The organism is Streptomyces sp. NPDC040432, from assembly GCF_055595445.1.
In genome coordinates this window covers 211,677-228,468 of the sequence record NZ_JBVIVP010000003.1, presented here as the reverse complement: position 1 = coordinate 228,468, position 16,792 = coordinate 211,677, and the positions used below count along the sequence as shown (strand labels likewise).

Sequence of the window (16,792 nt, the reverse complement as noted above, 5' to 3'; positions counted from 1 at the left end):
GGGCACCACGGCGTCCCGGGCCCGCCCCGGCCATGCCCCCCGGCGACGGCCCGCGCGCTATCCTCGGGCGCCATGGAGACCTCCGGCGAACAGGTACGGCTCAGGGATCCGCAGCCCGGGGAACTGGGCTGGATCGTGCAGCGGCACGGCGCGCTCTACGCGGCCGAGTACGGCTGGAACCAGGAGTTCGAGGGGCTGGTGGCCCGGATCGTCGCGGACTTCGCCGAGGACCACGACCCGTACGTGGAGCGGGTCTGGATCGCCGAGCACGAGGGGCGTCCGGTGGGCTCGGTGATGTGCGTGCGGGACGAGGGCTCGCCGGGCACCGCCCGGCTGCGCCTGCTCCTGGTGGAGCCCGCCGGACGCGGCCTCGGCATCGGCGGCCTGCTCGTGGACACCGTCGTCGCCTTCGCCCGTTCCGTCGGCTACCGCGAGCTGGTGCTGTGGACCAACGACGTGCTGCGCGAGGCCCGTTCGCTCTACGAACGGGCCGGGTTCACGCTGGTCGCCGAGCGTCCGCACCGCTCGTACGGGGTCACCCTGACCGGACAGGACTGGCGGCTGCCGTTGCAGGAGGGCTCCCCGCGCTGACGCCCGAACCGACCCCTGTGCGGTTCGGGCGCCGCGCGGGGGCCAGCGAGGTGAGGCCGACGCCGGCGACGAGGAGCACGGCGGCCGGCCAACGGGTCCCGGAGATCCCCTCGCCGAGCACGAGGGCGGCCGAGGACATGCCGAACACCGGTACCAGCAGGGAGAACGGGGCCACGGAGGAGGCCGGGTAGCGGCGCAGCAGGTGGCTCCAGGCGCCGAAGCCGAACACCGTGGACACCCAGGCGACGTAGACGATGACGCCGACGCCCGACCAGTCGAGGGCGCGCAGGGCGGCCAGGTCCCGTTCGGGCCCCTCGATCAGCAGGGACAGGGCGATCAGGGGCAGGACCGGGACGGTGCAGACCCAGATCATGAAGTTCATGGCGTCGGCCGGGGCGGCCTTGCGCGTCAGGACGTTGGAGACGCCCCAGCAGGCGGCGGCCGCGACGACCAGGGCGAAGCCGAGCCCGGTTCCGGACAGGCCCCGGTCCACGGCGGCGACGGCGATTCCGGCCAGGGCCACGGCCATCCCCAGCAGCCTGACGGGACCGGGTCGTTCGCGCAGGACGAGACCGGCCAGGGCCGCGGTGAACACGGCCTGCACCTGGAGCACGAGGGAGGACAGTCCGGCCGGCATCCCGGCGGCCATGCCCATGAACAGGAGGCCGAACTTGGCGACGCCGAGGGCGGCCCCGACACCGAGGATCCACTTCCAGGCGACCTTGGGCCGGCCGACGAAGAACACGGCGGGCAGGGCCGCGACCAGGAAGCGCAGCGCGGACAGGAGCAGCGGCGGGAAGTGGCCGAGGCCGATCTCGATGACGACGAAGTTGAAGCCCCAGACGGCGGCGACGACCACGGCCAGTGCGGTGTGTACGGGACGCATGCATCGAGCATCGGCGCCCCGACCGTGAAGCACCAGCGCGGATCCCTTCCGGGTTGGATGAAGCAACGCTTACGATCGGGGCATGCTCGACCTGTCCCGGCTGCGCGCCCTGCACGCCGTCTCCGTCCACGGTTCGGTCGCGGGCGCGGCGGCCGCACTGGGCTACACCCCGTCCGCCGTCTCGCAGCAGATCGCCAAGCTGGAGCGGGAGACCCGCACGACGCTGCTGGAGCGGCGCGGGCGCGGGGTCGCGCTCACCGAGGAGGCCCGGCACCTGGCCGACACGGCGCAGGAGCTGCTGACGATCGTGGAGCGGGCCGAGACCACGATGGAGGAGCGTCGTGGCCGGCCGAGCGGGTTGCTGACGGTGGCGGCCTTCGCCTCGGCCGCGCGCGGTCTGCTGCCCGGCGTGCTGGCCGATCTGGCGCGCCGGCATCCGGCGTTGGACGTCCGGATGACGGAGGTCGACCCCCACCTGTCGGTGGACCTGGTGGCCCGGGGCGTCACCGACCTGGCGGTGGCCCACGACTGGGACATCTCCCCGCTGCCGGCCCCGGAGGGTGTGGAGCACGTGGTCATCGGTTACGACCACTGCGATCTGGTGGTCCCGGCCGGGCACCCCTTCACCTCGCGGCGGGTGGTGCGGCGCGCCGACCTCGGCGGGCTCCGGTGGGTGTGCCAGCCGCCCGGCCGGGTGTGCCACGACTGGTTGGTGCGGACCCTGCGGACGGCCGGCTTCGAGCCGGAGATCGCCCATGTGGCGGAGGAGAACCACACCATCGTCGCCCTGGTCGCGGCCGGGCTCGGGGTCGCCGTCGTGCCCCGGCTGGGAACCGGCGCGCTGCCCCCGGGCGCGGTGGCGGTACCCCTGGAGCCGGGCCCGGTACGCAGGCTCTACGCCCTGTGGCGGACGGGGGCCGCTCGCCGGCCCGCGATCACCGAGGCGGTACGGACGCTGCGGGAGCACTGGCCGGCGGTGGCGGCGGCCCCACTTCCGGGGGACCTCCCGAGTGTCCCCGGGGCCCCGGAGCCGGCCCGGCAGTAGGGTCCGGCGGGTGCCGAACCACGCCTCCCGCCGGACCCTGCTCGCCGCCGCCCTGGCCACCGTCGCCGCCGCCGGGGTCGCCTCCGCGGCTGTGGGGTCCCACTCCGTGCCCGATGACTCCCGCTCCCCCGAGGAGCCGCCGGGCCGCGTTCCCGACCGGGCGCGGCTGCGGGACCTGGTGGCCGGGATGAGCTTGGCCGAGCAGGTCGGGCAGCTCTTCGTGTCCCGGGTGTACGGACACTCGGCGACCGATCCCGACCCCGCGGACGCCGAGCAGAACCTGGCGCAGTTCGGGGTGCGCACCGCCGCCGAGCTGGTCGCGCGCCACCACCTGGGCGGGGTCGTCTACTTCGCCTGGGCCCACAACACGCGTTCCCCCCGGCAGATCGCCGACCTGTCCGACGGCCTCCAGCGGGCGGCGCGCGGCTCCGGCTCCGGGATCCCGTTGATGCTGTCCGTCGACCAGGAGCACGGGGCGGTGGCCCGGATCGGCAGGCCGGTGACCCTGTTCCCGGGGGCGATGGCGTTGGGCGCGGGCGGCTCCACGGCCGATGCCCGCCGGGCGGCGCGGATCGCGGGCGGCGAGCTGGCCGCGCTGGGGATCCGGCAGGACTACGCGCCGGTGGCCGACGTGAACGTGAACCCGGCCAACCCGGTGATCGGCGTGCGGTCCTTCGGCTCCGACCCGCGTGCGGTGGCGGCGCTGGCCGCCGCGCAGGTCCGCGGCTACCAGAGCGCCGGGGTGGCCGCGACGGCGAAGCACTTCCCCGGCCACGGCGACACCGAGACGGACAGCCACGTCGGGCTTCCGGTCATGCGGCACTCGCGCGCCCGGTGGGAGGAGTTGGACGAGCCGCCGTTCCGGGCGGTGGTGGAGGCGGGCGTGGACTGCGTGATGACGGCGCACATCGTCTTCCCCGCGCTGGACCCCTCGGGGGACCCGGCGACCCTCTCACGCCCCATCGTCACGGGCATCCTGCGCGAACGCCTGGGCTTCCGGGGGGTGGTGGTGACCGACGCCCTCGACATGGCCGGGGTCCGTCAGAAGTACGGGGACGACCGGGTCCCGGTGTTGGCGCTCAAGGCGGGCTGCGACCAGCTGCTGAACGCGCCGGACCTCGGACTCGCGCAACACAGCGTGCTGGCGGCGGTGGAGTCGGGCGAGCTGTCGCGGGATCGGATCACGGAATCGGTGCTGCGCATCATGGAACTCAAGGCCCGTCGGGGCCTGTTCGAGGCGCCGACGGACACGGCCGGGGCGGCGGAGCCGGAGGTCGGCACGGCCGCGAACCTGGCCGCGGCCGACGAGATCGCGGCCGCCACGACGACGCTGCTGGCAAATCCGCGGGGGCTGCTGCCGCTGGACGCGGCCACCCGACCGCGGCTGTTGGTGACCGGGGCGGAGCCGGTGTCCCCCACCGGTACCACGGGACCCCCCACGACGGTCCTGGCCCGGGAGTTGGAGGCGTTGGGCTGCCGGGCGACGGCGGTGCCCGCGGCCGGTGCCGCGGCCGCGGCGGCCGGGCACACCGCGGTGCTCGTGTGCACGTACAACGTCCCCGAGGGGGAGAGCCCGCAGCGGACGCTGGTCACGGAGCTGGTCGCCACCGGGGTGCCGGTGGTGCTGGTGGCCGTCCGCAACCCGTACGACCCGGCGCGGCTGCCGACGTGCGCGGCGGAGGTGGCGACGTACTCCTGGACGGACGTGGAACTGCGGGCGGCGGCCCGGGTGATCACCGGGGTCCGGCGGCCGATCGGCCGGCTCCCGGTCCCGGTTCCGGGCCGCTACCCGCTGGGCCACGGGCTGTCCTACCCGCCCGTGGCCCCCTGAGCCGCCGTCACGGCCGGAGCCGTCACGGCGGCATCGACCACGGCCGCATCGCTGCGGCCGCGTCGGCTACGGCCGCAGCTGCGGCTCGCGCTCCAGGTCCTGCTGGTCGAGCTGCGCGTCGGCGGCCGCCAGCGGCGCCGCCTTCGCGGAGTCGGCGAGCGCGGCGGCGGGTGCCACCCCGGCCCACTGGAGGATCTTCGCCGTGGCGAGGGCCTTCTCGCCCTCCTGGAGCTGGGCCACGTTGGCCCCGTGGTTCGCGCCCGGCGCGATCATCACGTGGCTGTCGCGCGACTTGTACCCGGGGCGGAACTGCTCGGCGCCCCACGGGTCGTTCTGCCCGTAGACGAAGAGCATCTGGTGGGCGTTGTCGCGCACCCAGCCGTCGATGTCCGCCATGGCGCCCGACTGGAAGGTCATCGGGATGTCACGGGGCACGAACTCGCGCGGTGCCTGGTAGCCGTAGCGGCTCAGTCCCTTGAGGTGGGGCTGCTTGATGTCGGGCGAGCCGAGCTGCGTGCCCGCCTGGTAGTAGTACGGCGTGTACGTCTGCAGTCCCTGGTCGGCGTAGGCCGAGAAGCCGGAGATCGCGTCGATGGTGTCCCAGATCTCCTGGTCGCTCGCGGTGGCGGCCGTGGGGATGGAGGAGCAGTCGGCGAGCAGGCTGTACTGCCAGAACGCCCACACGTAGTCGAGGACGACGGCCTCGTACGCCTTGTCGAGGTTGCCGACGGTGGTGAAGGTCCAGCCGTTCTCGGCGGCGGCCGTGGCGTACTTGGCCTCCAGCGGCGTGCGGCGCACGAGCGCCTCGCGCTGGACGGCGTTCAGCCGGTCGCGGCACTCCTTGGTGCCGACCTTGGCGAAGAACCGGTCGTAGGCCGAGTCCTCGTTGTTGACGACGTCGTTGGGCGCGACGTAGGCGACGACGCCGTCCATGTCACGCGGGTAGAAGCGCTCGTAGTACGTCGCGGTCATGCCGCCCTTGCTGCCGCCGGTGGACAGCCAGTTCTTGTTGTAGATCTTCTTCAGCGCGGTGAAGATGCGGTGCTGGTCGCTGGCGGCCTGCCAGATGTCCAGCTTCGCCCAGTTGGCCGGGTCGGGCCGGGAGGGCGTGAAGAATCGATACTCCATGGAGATCTGGTTGCCGTCGATGATCGTCGTCGGCTCGCTGCGGCGCGGGTTGGTGTTGACGTTGTAGCCCGAGGTGAAGAACACCGTGGGGCGGGTGACGTCCTTGTGCAGCAGGGTCATGCGCTGCTTGAAGGTGCCCTTCCACGGCTGCCGGTGGTCGACCGGCTGCTCGTAGTTCAGTACGAAGAAGCGGTACCCGGGGTACGGCTTCTCCTCTATCAGGCTCATCCCCGGGATGCCGAGGATCCGGTCCTTGATGTCCGTGGCGGCGGCCGGCCCCGCGGCTGTGGCCGCCTGAGCCGTGGCGCCGGCCGCACCCATGGTGCCGATGAGCACCACGAGCGACAGCAGCCATCCGAGCGTCTTGCGCATTCACCCTCCCCTTGGTTCACACTGGTCGCCGTGAACCTAGCGGGGTCAACACGCCTGTGAACAGTAGTGGTTGGGCCCTACGTCAGCACAGGATCCAGCCGGATGCGACGGATTCGGCCGCCACGCTCCCCGTCACGTGGACGCAGCGGTTCACCGCGCCGACCACGACGGGGCCCGCATACCGGGTGAACTGCCCCGCGTCGCGCACGGGAACGCTCCCCCGCGGCTGGACGACCACCGTCATCCGCCGGCGCTCGCCGGGTCGCGCGGCGACCGTCACGGCGCAGGCCTGGGTCCGGCTCTTGTACACGCGCACCTCGCCCGCGGCGAACGGCAGCGTCCTGACGAGCCGACCCGGACAGCCACCGGTCGCGGCCTGTGCGGGGGGCGCCGCGAACATGCCTCCGACGCCGAGCCAGAGAGCCGCCCCGAACACCCCGGCCGACACGACCCGCCGCCGACCCCGCCCCTTCCACCGCTTCAACACCCTCGCCCCCCGATCCGTCGTACGTAACACGCACGCACGTACGACGCCCGGGCCCGCCGGATGGTTGCACGACACAACGGAATCCGGCCCGCACCCGCCCCGCCCCGGGCGGTCCACCGCCGGGGGCCGGGGCGCCACCGCTACCTCGTACGAGTGCATCCACAACTTCCCAGCCGGGGAGGGGGAGTTCACGATCGACGCGGACATTACGCTAGGCGACCGGACAACCGCCCACCGTAGCCGCGAAAGGCATCCGACATGACGAACGACCTGCTGGACCGCAAGCTGGAGCGCGCCTTCGCGCACTTCGACGACAACGGCAACGGCGTCATCGACGCGGAGGACGTGATCGCGCTCGGGACCCGCCTGATCGCCGCCATGGAGGAGCCGTCCGACTCCCCCAAGGCCGCCGAGGTGTTCCGCGGGCTGACCGACTTCTGGGTGGACCTCTTCGCGGAGCTCGACATCGACCGGGACGGCAAGCTCACCCCTCAGGAGTACGCGGAGGGGATGACGCGGCTGTACAAGGACGGCGGGCCCGCCTACGACAAGTCCTTCCGGCCGCTGGCGCGGGCCATCCTCACGGTCGTCGACACCAACGGCGACGGGCACATCAGCCCCGAGGAGTTCCACAAGGCGCAGCTCGCCTTCGACACGAAGCTGGAGCTCGCCGACACGGAGGCGCTCTTCGCGAGGATCGACAAGAACCACGACGGCTACCTGTCCGTGGACGAACTCCTCGACGCCGTACGCGAGTACTACACCGGTGACGACGAGGACGCCCCGGGCAACCTGCTCTTCGGCGAGCTCTGATACCCGGGACGTCCCGCGGCGGTACGGGTGGGGCGGAGCGGGGTCAGGCGGCCGCCGCCCGCTCGTCCTCCCCGACGAAGGTCCGCCACAGCGTCGCGTAGCGGCCCCCGCGGGCCAGGAGTTCGGCGTGGCTCCCGTCCTCGACGACCTGCCCCCGGTCCATGACCACGACCCGGTCGGCGCGGGCGGCGGTCGTCAACCGGTGCGCGACGACCAACGTGGTGCGCTTGCCCGCGAGCCGGTCGGTGGCCTGGTTGACCTGGGCCTCGGTGGCCAGGTCGAGGGCCGCGGTGGCCTCGTCGAGCAGCAGCACGTCCGGGTCGACGAGCTCGGCCCGGGCCAGGGCGATCAGCTGGCGCTGGCCCGCCGAGAGGTTGCGCCCGCGTTCGGTGACGGTGTGCAGGTAGCCGCCGTCGAGCGTGGCGATCATGTCGTGGGCGCCGACCGCGCGGGCCGCCGCCTCGACCTCGGCGTCGGCGGCCTCGGGCCGTCCGTAGGCGATGGCGTCCCGGACCGTCCCCGGGAAGAGGTACGGCTCCTGGGGGACGACCCCGAGCCGGTGGCGGTACCCCGTCAGGTCCAGCTCCTTCAGGTCCGCGCCGTCGGCGGTGACCCGGCCGGAGGTCGGATCGTAGAACCGGGCCACCATCTTGACCAGGGTGGACTTTCCGGCGCCGGTCTCGCCGACGAAGGCGACGGTCTGCCCGGCGGGTATCCGCAGGGTGATGCCGGCCAGCGCCTCGCCCTTCTCGCCTCGCTCCTCGGCGGTGCCGTACTGGAAGCGCACGTCCTCGAAGGCGATCTCGCCGCGCAGTTCCCGCACCTCGCGGGGTGCGACGGGCAGCGGGGTGCTGGTGGGCTCGCGCAGCAGGTCCTGGATCCGCCGGAGGGAGACGGTGGCCTGCTGGTAGCCGTCGAAGACCTGGGACAGCTGCTGGACGGGGGCGAAGAACAGGTCGATGTACAGCAGGTACGCCACGAGCGCGCCGGTGGTCAGCGTGGCCGCGTCGACCCGGCCCGCGCCGACGATCAGCACGGCGGCCGCGGCGCCCGAGGACAGCAGTTGCACGAAGGGGAAGTACACGGAGATCAGCCACTGGCCGCGCACCCGCGCCTCGCGGTACGCGTCGCTGCGCTCGGCGAACCGGGTGGCACCGGTCCCCTGCCGGCGGAACGCCTGGACCAGGCGCAGTCCGGCGACGGACTCCTGGAGGTCGGCGTTGACCGTGCCGACCCGGTCGCGGGCCAGCTCGTAGGCGGCGACGGACTTGCGGCGGAACACGATGGTGCCGACGACCAGGAGGGGCAGCGTCGCGAAGACGAGCAGGGCCAGCTCGACGTCGAGGACGAGCAGGGCGACGAGGATGCCGAAGAAGGTCAGGACCGAGACGACGGCGGTGACCAGGCCGGTCTGCAGGAACGTCGACAGGGCGTCGACGTCGGTGGTCATCCGCGTCATGATCCTGCCGGTGAGTTCGCGCTCGTAGTAGTCGAGGCCGAGCCGCTGGAGCTGCGCGAAGATCTTGACGCGCAGGGAGTACAGCACCCGCTCGCCGGTGCGCCCGGTCATCCGGGTCTCGGCGAACTGGGCCGCCCACTGTCCGAGGACCACGACGAGGGCGAGCCCGGCGGCCACCCACACCGCGCCGAGCGCGGCCTGTTCGACGCCCTGGTCGATGCCGTGCCGGATCAGTACGGGCAGGAGCAGTCCGGAGCCGGCGTCGAGGGCGACGAGGCCGAGGCTGATCGCGAGCGGCGGCCAGAAGCCGCGGAGCAGGCGGCGCAGGCCGTAGCTGTCCTCGGCGGAGGCGGCGGCGCCCTCGTCCACGGCGGGCCGGTCGTCGACCGGCGGGAGCGCCGCCACCTGGGCGAGCAGTTCGGGGGTCGCCGGCATCCCGGCGACGGCCCCGGCCAGGGAGTGCCCTGCTCCGGGCGAGCGGGGCGCGCCCGTGGCGGCGGCCGGGCCGGCCGTCGGTCGGTCGTCGCCCTGGCGGCGCCACAGTTCGGGGGTGACTCCGTCGCTGACCCGCCGCTTGGCGTTGACCGGCTCGGAGTCGATCTCCGCCTCCAGTTCGAGGTCCCGCTCCAGGTCCCGGTCGGCGCCCCGCTCGAACTCGGCCGCCGGCGGTGCTTCGGGGGTGCGGGGCGATCCGGCGCCGAGGGCCTCGGGGTCCGTCAGCAGCCTGCGGTAGAGCGCCGAGCGGTGTTCCAGTTCCTCGTGGGTGCCGATGTCGGCGAGTCGGCCGTGCTCCAGGACGGCGATCCGGTCGGCGAGGGCGAGGGTGGAGCGGCGGTGGGCGATGAGCAGGGTGGTGCGGCCGGCCATGACGGACCGCAGGGCCTCGTGGATCTCGTGCTCGACGCGGGCGTCGACGGCGGAGGTGGCGTCGTCGAGGAGCAGCAGTCGGGGGTCGGTGAGCAGGGCGCGGGCGAGGGCGATGCGCTGGCGCTGGCCGCCGGAGAGGGTGAGTCCCTGTTCGCCGACCGTGGTGTCGTAGCCGGCGGGCAGTGCCTCGACGAAGCCGTCGGCCTGGGCGGCGCGGGCAGCCGCGCGGATCTCCTCCTCGGAGGCGTCGGGGCGTCCGTAGGCGATGTTCGCGCGGATGGTGTCGGAGAAGAGGAAGGAGTCCTCCGGGACCAGCCCGATGGCGGAGCGCAGCGAGTCGTACGTCAGGTCCCGCACGTCGTGGCCGCCGACCCGGACGGTGCCCCGGTCGGGGTCGTAGAACCGCGGGAGGAGGAGGGAGACGGTGGACTTGCCGCTGCCGGAGGCTCCGACGACGGCGACGGTCTCGCCCTCCGCGACGGTGAGGGAGAAGCCGTCGAGGACGGGCCGCTCGGGGTCGTACCCGAAGCGGACGTCGTCGAACTCGACGGTGGCGGGCACGTCGGCGGGCAGTTCGCGCGCGCCCTCGCGGATGACGGGCTCGGTGTCGATGAGCTCGAAGACGCGCTCGGCGCCGGCGCGGGCCTGCTGGGCGACGGTGAGCACCATGGCGAGCATGCGGACGGGGCCGACGAGCTGGGCGAGGTACGTGGAGAACGCGACGAAGGTGCCGAGGGTGACGCGGCCCTCGGTGGCCATCCAGCCGCCGAGGGCGAGCATGGCGACCTGGGCGAGGGCGGGGACGGCCTGGAGCGCGGGGGTGTAGCGCGAGTTGAGGCGGATGGCCCGCATCCGGCCGCCGAACAGGCGACGCCCGGCGGCGCGCAGCTTGCCGGTCTCCTGGTCCTCCTGGCCGAAGCCCTTGACGACGCGGACGCCGGTCACGGCCCCGTCGACGACGGAGGCGACGGCGGCGGCCTGGGCCTGCGCGTACCAGGTGGCGGGGAAGAGCTTCTTGCGGCTGCGCTTGGCGATGAACCAGAGTGCGGGGGCCATGAGCAGCGCGACGAGGGTCAGCAGCGGCGAGAGCCACAGCATGATCCCGAGGGATATCCCGAAGAGCAGGAAGTTCCCGATGGTCATCGGGAGCATGAAGAGCAGGCCCTGGATCAGGGTGAGGTCACTGGTGGCGCGGCCGACCACCTGGCCGGTGGACAGCTCGTCCTGGCGGCGGCCGTCGAGGCGGGAGATGGTCTCGTACATGTCGGTGCGCAGGTCGTGCTGCACGTCCAGGGCGAGGCGTCCGCCGTAGTACCTGCGTATGTAGGTGAGGACGTACACGAGGACGGCTGCGGCTATGAACATTCCGGCCCAGGGGGCCATCTCGCGGGACTTGTCGCCGACGACGTCATCGATGATGACCTTGGTGACCAGCGGCACGAGCGCCATGACGGCCATGCCGGCCAGTGAGGATCCGAGAGCGAGCAGGACGTTGGTCCTGTACCGCCAGGTGTAGGCCGTCAGTCGCCTGGCCCAGCCCTGTTTGCCGCCGGCCGCCTGCTGTCCCGCCGTCACGTGATGCCTCCCCGTAGCTGCTGTCCTGCCGCCTCCCCCAACGCGCCGACCGGCGGATTTCATCCCGCCGCAACAATCGCACCGGTGTCCGGACGCCGCGAGCGGGGCGTACTCCGGTCGGGGTGGGGGGAGACGTGCTCCGGGTCGGCTCCGGCGCGGGGCCGGAACCGAGCGGTGCCGTGACGGGGCGGCGCACGGGCCGGCGGACCGGCGCGGCGATGGGCTCACACGTGCGTCGGGGCGAACATCCGCAGCGTGGTCGGGAGGACGAGGACCGAGGGGCCCGGGGTGGCGAGGGCCTTGGCGAGGTCCTCGCGGAGGGTGTCGGGGGTGGTGCCGGCGGCCGGGACGCCGAAGGAGCCCGCGAGGGCGACGAAGTCGGGGCGGGTGAGTTCGGTGCCGGTCGGGGTGCCGTAGGCGTCGGTCATGTACTCGCGCAGGATGCCGTAGCCGCCGTCGTCCACGATGAGCCAGGTGACGTCGAGGTCGTGCTGGCGGGCGGTGGCCAGTTCCGCGATCGAGTACATGGCGCCGCCGTCGCCCGAGACGGCCAGGACCGGGGTGCCGGGTTCCGCGAGGGCCGCGCCGAGGGCCGCCGGGAAGGCGTAGCCGAGGCCGCCGGCGCCCTGGGCCGAGTGCATGGTGTTGGGGTGCTTGGCGTCGAAGGCGGACCAGGCCCAGTAGGACAGGATCGTCATGTCCCAGAACGACGGGGCGCGGGCCGGCAGGGCGGCGCGGATCGAGGTCAGGAGGCCCTGTTCCAGGGTGACGTCCTGGCCGGCGAGGCGGGCGGCGATGTCGGCGAGCAGCAGGCGGACCCGCTCGGGGGCGTCGGGGTCCTGGCGCTCGGGGACGGTCTCCAGGAGGGCCTGGAGGGCGAGGCGGGCGTCGGCGTGGATGCCGAGGGCCGCGTGGTTGGACTCCAGCTTGCCGAGGTCGGCCTCGATCTGGACGACGCGGCCGGTCGGGAAGAACGTGTGGTAGTTCGAGGAGAGCTCGCCGAGGCCCGAACCGACCACCAGCAGGACGTCGGCGTCCTCCAGGAAGTCCGTCATGTGCCGGTCCTCCAGCCAGGACTGGAGGGACAGCGGGTGCGTCCAGGGGAAGGCGCCCTTGCCGCCGAAGGTGGTGACCACGGGGGCGTTCAGGCGCTCGGCGAGCTGCTTGAGCTTGCCGGCGGCGTCGGCCCGGACCACTCCGCCACCCGCGATGATCACCGGCCGGGAGGCGTTCGCCAGCCAGTGCGCGGCGACCGCCGTCAGCTCGGGGCGGGGGGCGAGCTCGTGCGGGGTCGCGTCCATCCCGGTGACCTGCGGGATCAGCGTCGGGGCGCGCAGCACGTCCTCGGGGATCTCCACCCAGACGGGGCCGAAGGGGGCCGTCAGGGCGGACTCCCAGGCCTCGGCGATCACGGAGGGGATCTGCGAGGGGGTGCGCGCGACGTGCACCGACTTGACGATCTCCCGGAAGGAGGCGGCCTGGTCCCGCAGCTCGTGCAGGTGGCCGCGCCGGCCGCCGCCGAGGCCCGGGGTCGGGACCTGGGAGGAGATCGCGAGGACGGGTGCCGAGGCGGCCGCCGCCTCCGCCAGCGCGGGCAGCGCCATCAGGGCGCCCGGGCCGGTGGAGAGCAGCAGCGGGACGGCCTCGCCGGTGATCCGGCCGAAGGCGTCGGCGGCGAAGCCCGCGTTGTTCTCCGTGCGCAGGCCGACGAGGCGCAGGCCGGAGCGGCCGACGGCGTCGAAGAGGGCCAGTGCGTGCTGGCCCGGCAGCCCGAACACGGTGTGGGCGCCGAGCGAGTGCAGCGTTTCCACGACCAGGTCCCCGCCGGTGCGGCCCGGCGGCGGCGCGAGGGCGGCCGCCGTCTGGGCGTCGGTGGGTCGGAGTACCAGGTCGTGGTCGTGCGTCACTGTGCTTACTTGCCCTTCGCCTGCGCGATCTGACGGCTCATGATCGTGGTGAGCTCGTACGCGGTGTGCGAGGCCGCGACCGAGGTGATCTCGGCGTGATCGTACGCCGGGGCGACCTCGACGACGTCGGCGGAAACGAGGTTGCAGGACGACAGGCCGCGGATGATCTCCAGCAGCTCGCGGGAGGTCATGCCGCCCGCCTCGGGTGTGCCGGTGCCGGGCGCGTGGGCCGGGTCGAGCACGTCGATGTCGATCGAGATGTACAGCGGGCGGTCGCCGATGCGCTGGCGCAGCTGGTCGGCGACCTCGTCGGCGCCGCGCCGGTAGACGTCCGCGGAGGTGACGATGCCGAAGCCCATCTTGGCGTCGTCGTCGAGGTCCTGCTTGCCGTACAGCGGGCCGCGGGTGCCGACGTGGGAGAGCGCCTCGGTGTCGAGGATGCCCTCCTCGACGGCGCGGCGGAACGGGGTGCCGTGGGTGTACTCGGCGCCGAAGTAGGTGTCCCAGGTGTCGAGGTGCGCGTCGAAGTGGAGGAGCGCGACCGGGCCGTGCTTCTTCGCGACGGAGCGCAGCAGCGGCAGGGCGATGGTGTGGTCGCCGCCGAGGGTCATCAGGCGGGAGCCGTTGCCGATGAGCTCGTCGGCGGCGGCCTCGACCGTCTCGACGGCCTCGTTGATGTTGAACGGGTTGCAGGCGATGTCGCCGGCGTCCGCGACCTGCGCGAGGGCGAACGGGGAGGCGTCCTGGGCCGGGTTGTACGGGCGCAGCAGGCGGGAGGCCTCGCGGATGGCGTTGCCGCCGAAGCGGGCGCCGGGGCGGTAGGAGACACCGGAGTCGAAGGGCACGCCGACGACGGCCACGTCGGCCTTGCCTCCGACCTCGTCGAGGCGGGGCAGCCGGGCGAAGGTCGCGGGGCCCGCGTAGCGCGGGATGCGGGAGGAGTCGACGGGGCCGCGCGGCTGCGTGCTCATGGGGGGTTGCCCTTCTGGTGGTCCTACGGTCCGGTACTTCGAGCGTACGGGGACGGTTCGGACACGTGCAGTGTACGTTTCATCCACTGTTGGCCTTGTCGATGTACGGAGTGGCCATGGAGGCTCCCCCCACCCCGCCGGTTCCCCTCGCGCGCCTCCTCACGGACGCGGAGCTGGGCCTGCGGCTGCTTTCCGGCCCGGCGGAGGCGGAGGTCCACGGGGTCCACGCCTCCGAGATGGCGGACCCGTCGCCGTACCTGCTGGGCGGGGAACTCCTCCTGACGGCGGGGGCGGAGCTGGCGGGGGGATCCGAGGGTGCGGGGCTCGTGGACGCCGGTACCTACGCGGCCCGGCTCGTCCGGGCCGGGGTGGGGGCGGTCGGGTTCGGGGTGACGCCGGTGCACGGGACGGTGCCGCCGGAGCTGGTGGAGGCCTGCGAGCGGTACGGGTTGCCGCTGGTGGAGGTGCCGCCCGGGACCCCGTTCACGGCGGTGGGCCGGGCCGTGTGGCGGTTGATGGAGCAGGCCCGTACCGGTGAGCTGCGCCGGGTGACGGAGGCGCAGCGGTCGCTGGCCGCGGCGGCGGCCCGACCGGATCCGGTGCCGGCGGTGCTGTCCCGGCTGGCGGCGAGCCTGGGCGGCTGGACGGCCCTCCTGCCCCCGGCGGGCGGCGCGGGGGCGGGGGCGGGCGCCGGGGCGACCGGGCGGGCTCCCGGCCCGGCGTCGACGCCCGCGACCACGGCGGGCGAGCCGGGGGCGCCCGGCCGGCGGCCCCCCGTCGCCTCCGCCGGGGCTCCCGTCGGCGACGGGGTGCGGGCGGCGCTCGACGGGCTGGCCGCGCGGCTGACCGCCGGGGGCGCCGTGACCGCCACCGACAGCCTCGACGGGACGCACCTGGCGGCGCACGCGGTGGGCGGCGGGCGGGCCCTGATCCTCGCCGGCCCGGACCGGGCCCCGGGGGACCACACGATCGCCTCCGTCGCGGCCGTCCTGCTGACCCTGCTCACAGCGCACCGCCCGGCGGGCGACGAGGCGGCGGCCCTGACCCGGCTCCTCCTCGACGGGGATCCGGCCGCGGCCCTGCCCCCGGGCCCCTGGTACGCCGTCCACGCCCGGGGCGGTACCGGGTCGCAGGCGCTCGCCGCGGCGCTGGGCACCGTACTGCTGGACCCGCGCCCCGACGGCCTTCGCCTGCTCACCGACCGGGAGCCCGGCCCGCAGCCCGGCTGGCGGCTCGGGGTGAGCGCGCCGGCGCCGCCCGAGGGGTTGCGGATCGCCGACGCGCAGGCCCGGCGGGCCCTGGAGCGCGCCGAGGCGGCCCGGGCGCCGCTCGCCCGGCACGCGGACCCCGGTCTCGCGGGCCTGGTCGGTGAGGAGGAGGCCCGCGCGCACGCGGCGGCCCTGCTCGCGCCGCTCTCCCCCGCCCTGCGGGACACGCTGCGCGGCTGGCTGGCGCACCACGGCGGGTGGGACCGGACGGCCGCCGCGCTGGGCGTGCACCGCAATACGGTGCGCCAACGCGTCGCCCGCTGCGCGGAGCTGCTGGACCGGGACCTGGACGACCCGGACACCCGGATGGAACTGTGGTTCGCCCTGCGCGGGGAGCCGCCCGCCCCGGGACGGCCGACCGACTGAGCGCGCGGTGAGGGGCGGCCGGCCGGGGTGCGGCGCGGGTCCGGCGGGGCGGCAGCCCGCCTACGATGTGCCGCATGTCCGGGATGTCCGTAGCGGCGGGGAAGCGTTCCGCCGATCCGACCGGTCCCGCCGGGTGGATGGCGCCGGCGGCCCGGCTGGTGGTGTGCGCCGCCCTCCCCTGGTACCTGTGCCTGTGGTGGTTCGGTACGAGCACGGCTCCCGTGGCCGCCGCCCTGCCAGCCGTGCTGATCCTGCGCGACGACGTGTTCGCTGCGCCGCGGCTCGCCCTCCAGCGCCTGCTGGGCGTGATCGCGGGGGTGGTGCTGGGCCTGACCGTCCTGCACTGGCTGCCGGCGGCCCCGGCGTCGTTCCTCGTCGTCCTGGTCTGCGGATGCGCCGGGATGTACCTCCTGCGCCAGGGGGGCACCCCCAACCAGCAGGTGCTGATCACCGCCGTGATGATCTACTCGACGCCCACGCCCGGGTATCCGCTGGCCCGCCTGGTGGAGAGCGCCGTCGGCATCGCCGTCGTGACGCTCCTCGGTCCGTTGCTGTGGCCCCCGAACCCGTACCGCGCGGCGGCGGGCGGCCTGGAGGCCTACCGCGCCGGGCTGAGGGCGCGGCTGGCGGGGATCGCGGCGGGGGCGGCCTCCGGGCGGACGGTCCCGACCCGGCCGGATCCGTTCGCCCTGTGGCACCGGCCGCACGAACTGCTCGTCACCCTGGAGCGCCGGACGGGCCGTACCGTCCTGCTGCCACCGCGGCGCCCCCCGGCCGCCGACACCCTGGGGCCCCGCCTGCGACTGGCCGCGCGCACGGCTCCGGCCCTGCTGCTGCTCGCGCGGGAGCTGGAGGTACGGGAGTCGGCGCCCCGGAGCCCCGCCGACGCGCCCCCGCCCGACGCGGCGGTACTCGCGCTGGCCCCGGTGGTGGAGGCGACCGCCCGGGCCCTGGACGCGGCGCTGGGCGGGGAGGACTGCGCGGCGGACCTGCGCGTGGCCCGGGACCTCGCCGCCGAGCACCGGGCCGCCCGTCCCGGCCGCCGTGACGACGTCCTGCGGGCGGGCCTGGACCTCACCCACGAGGCCCTGACCGACCACCTCGCGCCCCCGGCCTGACTCCCCTCGCGCCCCCCGCCCCGACTCCCCTGGGCGCCTGTGCGTCGGCCGTCCGGCGTAACCCCGGGGCCGTCCGGCCGTCGTTGCCGGGCCAGGGGTGCGGACGGG

Annotated in this window: 12 protein-coding genes; 6 read left to right on the top strand and 6 right to left on the bottom strand. The window is 74.4% G+C overall.

Annotated elements, in window-relative coordinates; all coding sequences use genetic code 11:
* Nucleotides 1-72: 72 nt before the first annotated feature.
* Nucleotides 73-591: a GNAT family N-acetyltransferase gene (locus tag ACZ58N_RS08325; protein WP_471157006.1), complete on the top strand. Its 519-nt coding sequence runs from the start codon at nt 73-75 to the stop codon at nt 589-591.
* Here the strand turns inward: ACZ58N_RS08325 and ACZ58N_RS08320 are convergent.
* Nucleotides 536-1,477: an EamA family transporter gene (locus tag ACZ58N_RS08320; RefSeq protein ID WP_471157004.1), complete on the bottom strand. Its 942-nt coding sequence runs from the start codon at nt 1,475-1,477 to the stop codon at nt 536-538. The genes ACZ58N_RS08325 and ACZ58N_RS08320 overlap by 56 nt on opposite strands.
* Before the next feature lie 82 nt (nt 1,478-1,559).
* On the opposite strand from ACZ58N_RS08320, the gene ACZ58N_RS08315 reads away from it, so the two are divergent.
* Both ACZ58N_RS08315 and ACZ58N_RS08310 read left to right on the top strand, forming a co-directional pair.
* The gene (locus tag ACZ58N_RS08315) at nt 1,560-2,522 is read left to right on the top strand and encodes a LysR substrate-binding domain-containing protein (protein WP_471157003.1); all 963 of its coding nucleotides are present in this window, start codon (nt 1,560-1,562) and stop codon (nt 2,520-2,522) included.
* 10 nt (nt 2,523-2,532) lie between these two features.
* On the top strand, nt 2,533-4,353 hold the full coding sequence (locus ACZ58N_RS08310) for a glycoside hydrolase family 3 protein (protein WP_471157001.1): 1,821 nt from the start codon (nt 2,533-2,535) through the stop codon (nt 4,351-4,353).
* Between the two features lie 66 nt (nt 4,354-4,419).
* Here ACZ58N_RS08310 and ACZ58N_RS08305 read toward each other — a convergent pair whose 3' ends face one another.
* Nucleotides 4,420-5,853 carry an aminopeptidase gene (locus ACZ58N_RS08305; RefSeq protein ID WP_471156999.1) on the bottom strand — a complete coding sequence of 478 codons (1,434 nt, stop codon included), beginning with the start codon at nt 5,851-5,853 and terminating at the stop codon, nt 4,420-4,422.
* 82 nt (nt 5,854-5,935) lie between these two features.
* Complete coding sequence (locus ACZ58N_RS08300) at nt 5,936-6,253, bottom strand: hypothetical protein (protein WP_471156998.1); 318 nt, start codon at nt 6,251-6,253, stop codon at nt 5,936-5,938.
* 345 nt (nt 6,254-6,598) lie between these two features.
* Between ACZ58N_RS08300 and ACZ58N_RS08295 the strand changes: the two genes are divergently transcribed.
* Entirely contained in the window at nt 6,599-7,153 is a 555-nt protein-coding gene (locus ACZ58N_RS08295) for an EF-hand domain-containing protein (RefSeq protein WP_471156996.1), read from the top strand.
* Between the two features lie 43 nt (nt 7,154-7,196).
* Here ACZ58N_RS08295 and ACZ58N_RS08290 read toward each other — a convergent pair whose 3' ends face one another.
* From ACZ58N_RS08290 to speB, 3 genes are all read right to left on the bottom strand, one after another.
* Entirely contained in the window at nt 7,197-11,054 is a 3,858-nt protein-coding gene (locus tag ACZ58N_RS08290) for an ABC transporter ATP-binding protein (RefSeq protein WP_471156995.1), read from the bottom strand.
* Between the two features lie 224 nt (nt 11,055-11,278).
* Nucleotides 11,279-12,961, bottom strand: a complete 1,683-nt coding sequence (locus ACZ58N_RS08285; protein WP_471156993.1) for a thiamine pyrophosphate-binding protein — start codon at nt 12,959-12,961, stop codon at nt 11,279-11,281.
* A gap of 5 nt (nt 12,962-12,966) precedes the next feature.
* On the bottom strand, nt 12,967-13,932 hold the full coding sequence (speB, locus tag ACZ58N_RS08280; RefSeq protein WP_281210177.1) for an agmatinase: 966 nt from the start codon (nt 13,930-13,932) through the stop codon (nt 12,967-12,969).
* Nucleotides 13,933-14,048: 116 nt separating this feature from the next.
* On the opposite strand from speB, the gene ACZ58N_RS08275 reads away from it, so the two are divergent.
* Together ACZ58N_RS08275 and ACZ58N_RS08270 are read left to right on the top strand one after the other, a co-directional pair.
* Entirely contained in the window at nt 14,049-15,566 is a 1,518-nt protein-coding gene (locus tag ACZ58N_RS08275; protein WP_471156991.1) for a PucR family transcriptional regulator, read from the top strand.
* A gap of 74 nt (nt 15,567-15,640) precedes the next feature.
* Nucleotides 15,641-16,684 (top strand): FUSC family protein, encoded by a 1,044-nt coding sequence (locus ACZ58N_RS08270; RefSeq protein ID WP_471156989.1) that lies wholly within the window; start codon nt 15,641-15,643, stop codon nt 16,682-16,684.
* Nucleotides 16,685-16,792 lie beyond the last annotated feature (108 nt).

What these genes read in the sequence shown, in the direction of transcription:
- speB (WP_281210177.1), bottom strand. Translation starts at nt 13,932, where the DNA reads ATGAGCACGCAGCCGCGCGGCCCCGTCGACTCCTCCCGCATCCCGCGC.
- ACZ58N_RS08320 (WP_471157004.1), bottom strand. Translation starts at nt 1,477, where the DNA reads ATGCGTCCCGTACACACCGCACTGGCCGTGGTCGTCGCCGCCGTCTGG.
- ACZ58N_RS08295 (WP_471156996.1), top strand. Translation starts at nt 6,599, where the DNA reads ATGACGAACGACCTGCTGGACCGCAAGCTGGAGCGCGCCTTCGCGCAC.
- ACZ58N_RS08305 (WP_471156999.1), bottom strand. Translation starts at nt 5,853, where the DNA reads ATGCGCAAGACGCTCGGATGGCTGCTGTCGCTCGTGGTGCTCATCGGC.
- ACZ58N_RS08275 (WP_471156991.1), top strand. Translation starts at nt 14,049, where the DNA reads ATGGAGGCTCCCCCCACCCCGCCGGTTCCCCTCGCGCGCCTCCTCACG.
- ACZ58N_RS08300 (WP_471156998.1), bottom strand. Translation starts at nt 6,253, where the DNA reads ATGTTCGCGGCGCCCCCCGCACAGGCCGCGACCGGTGGCTGTCCGGGT.
- ACZ58N_RS08270 (WP_471156989.1), top strand. Translation starts at nt 15,641, where the DNA reads ATGTCCGGGATGTCCGTAGCGGCGGGGAAGCGTTCCGCCGATCCGACC.
- ACZ58N_RS08315 (WP_471157003.1), top strand. Translation starts at nt 1,560, where the DNA reads ATGCTCGACCTGTCCCGGCTGCGCGCCCTGCACGCCGTCTCCGTCCAC.
- ACZ58N_RS08325 (WP_471157006.1), top strand. Translation starts at nt 73, where the DNA reads ATGGAGACCTCCGGCGAACAGGTACGGCTCAGGGATCCGCAGCCCGGG.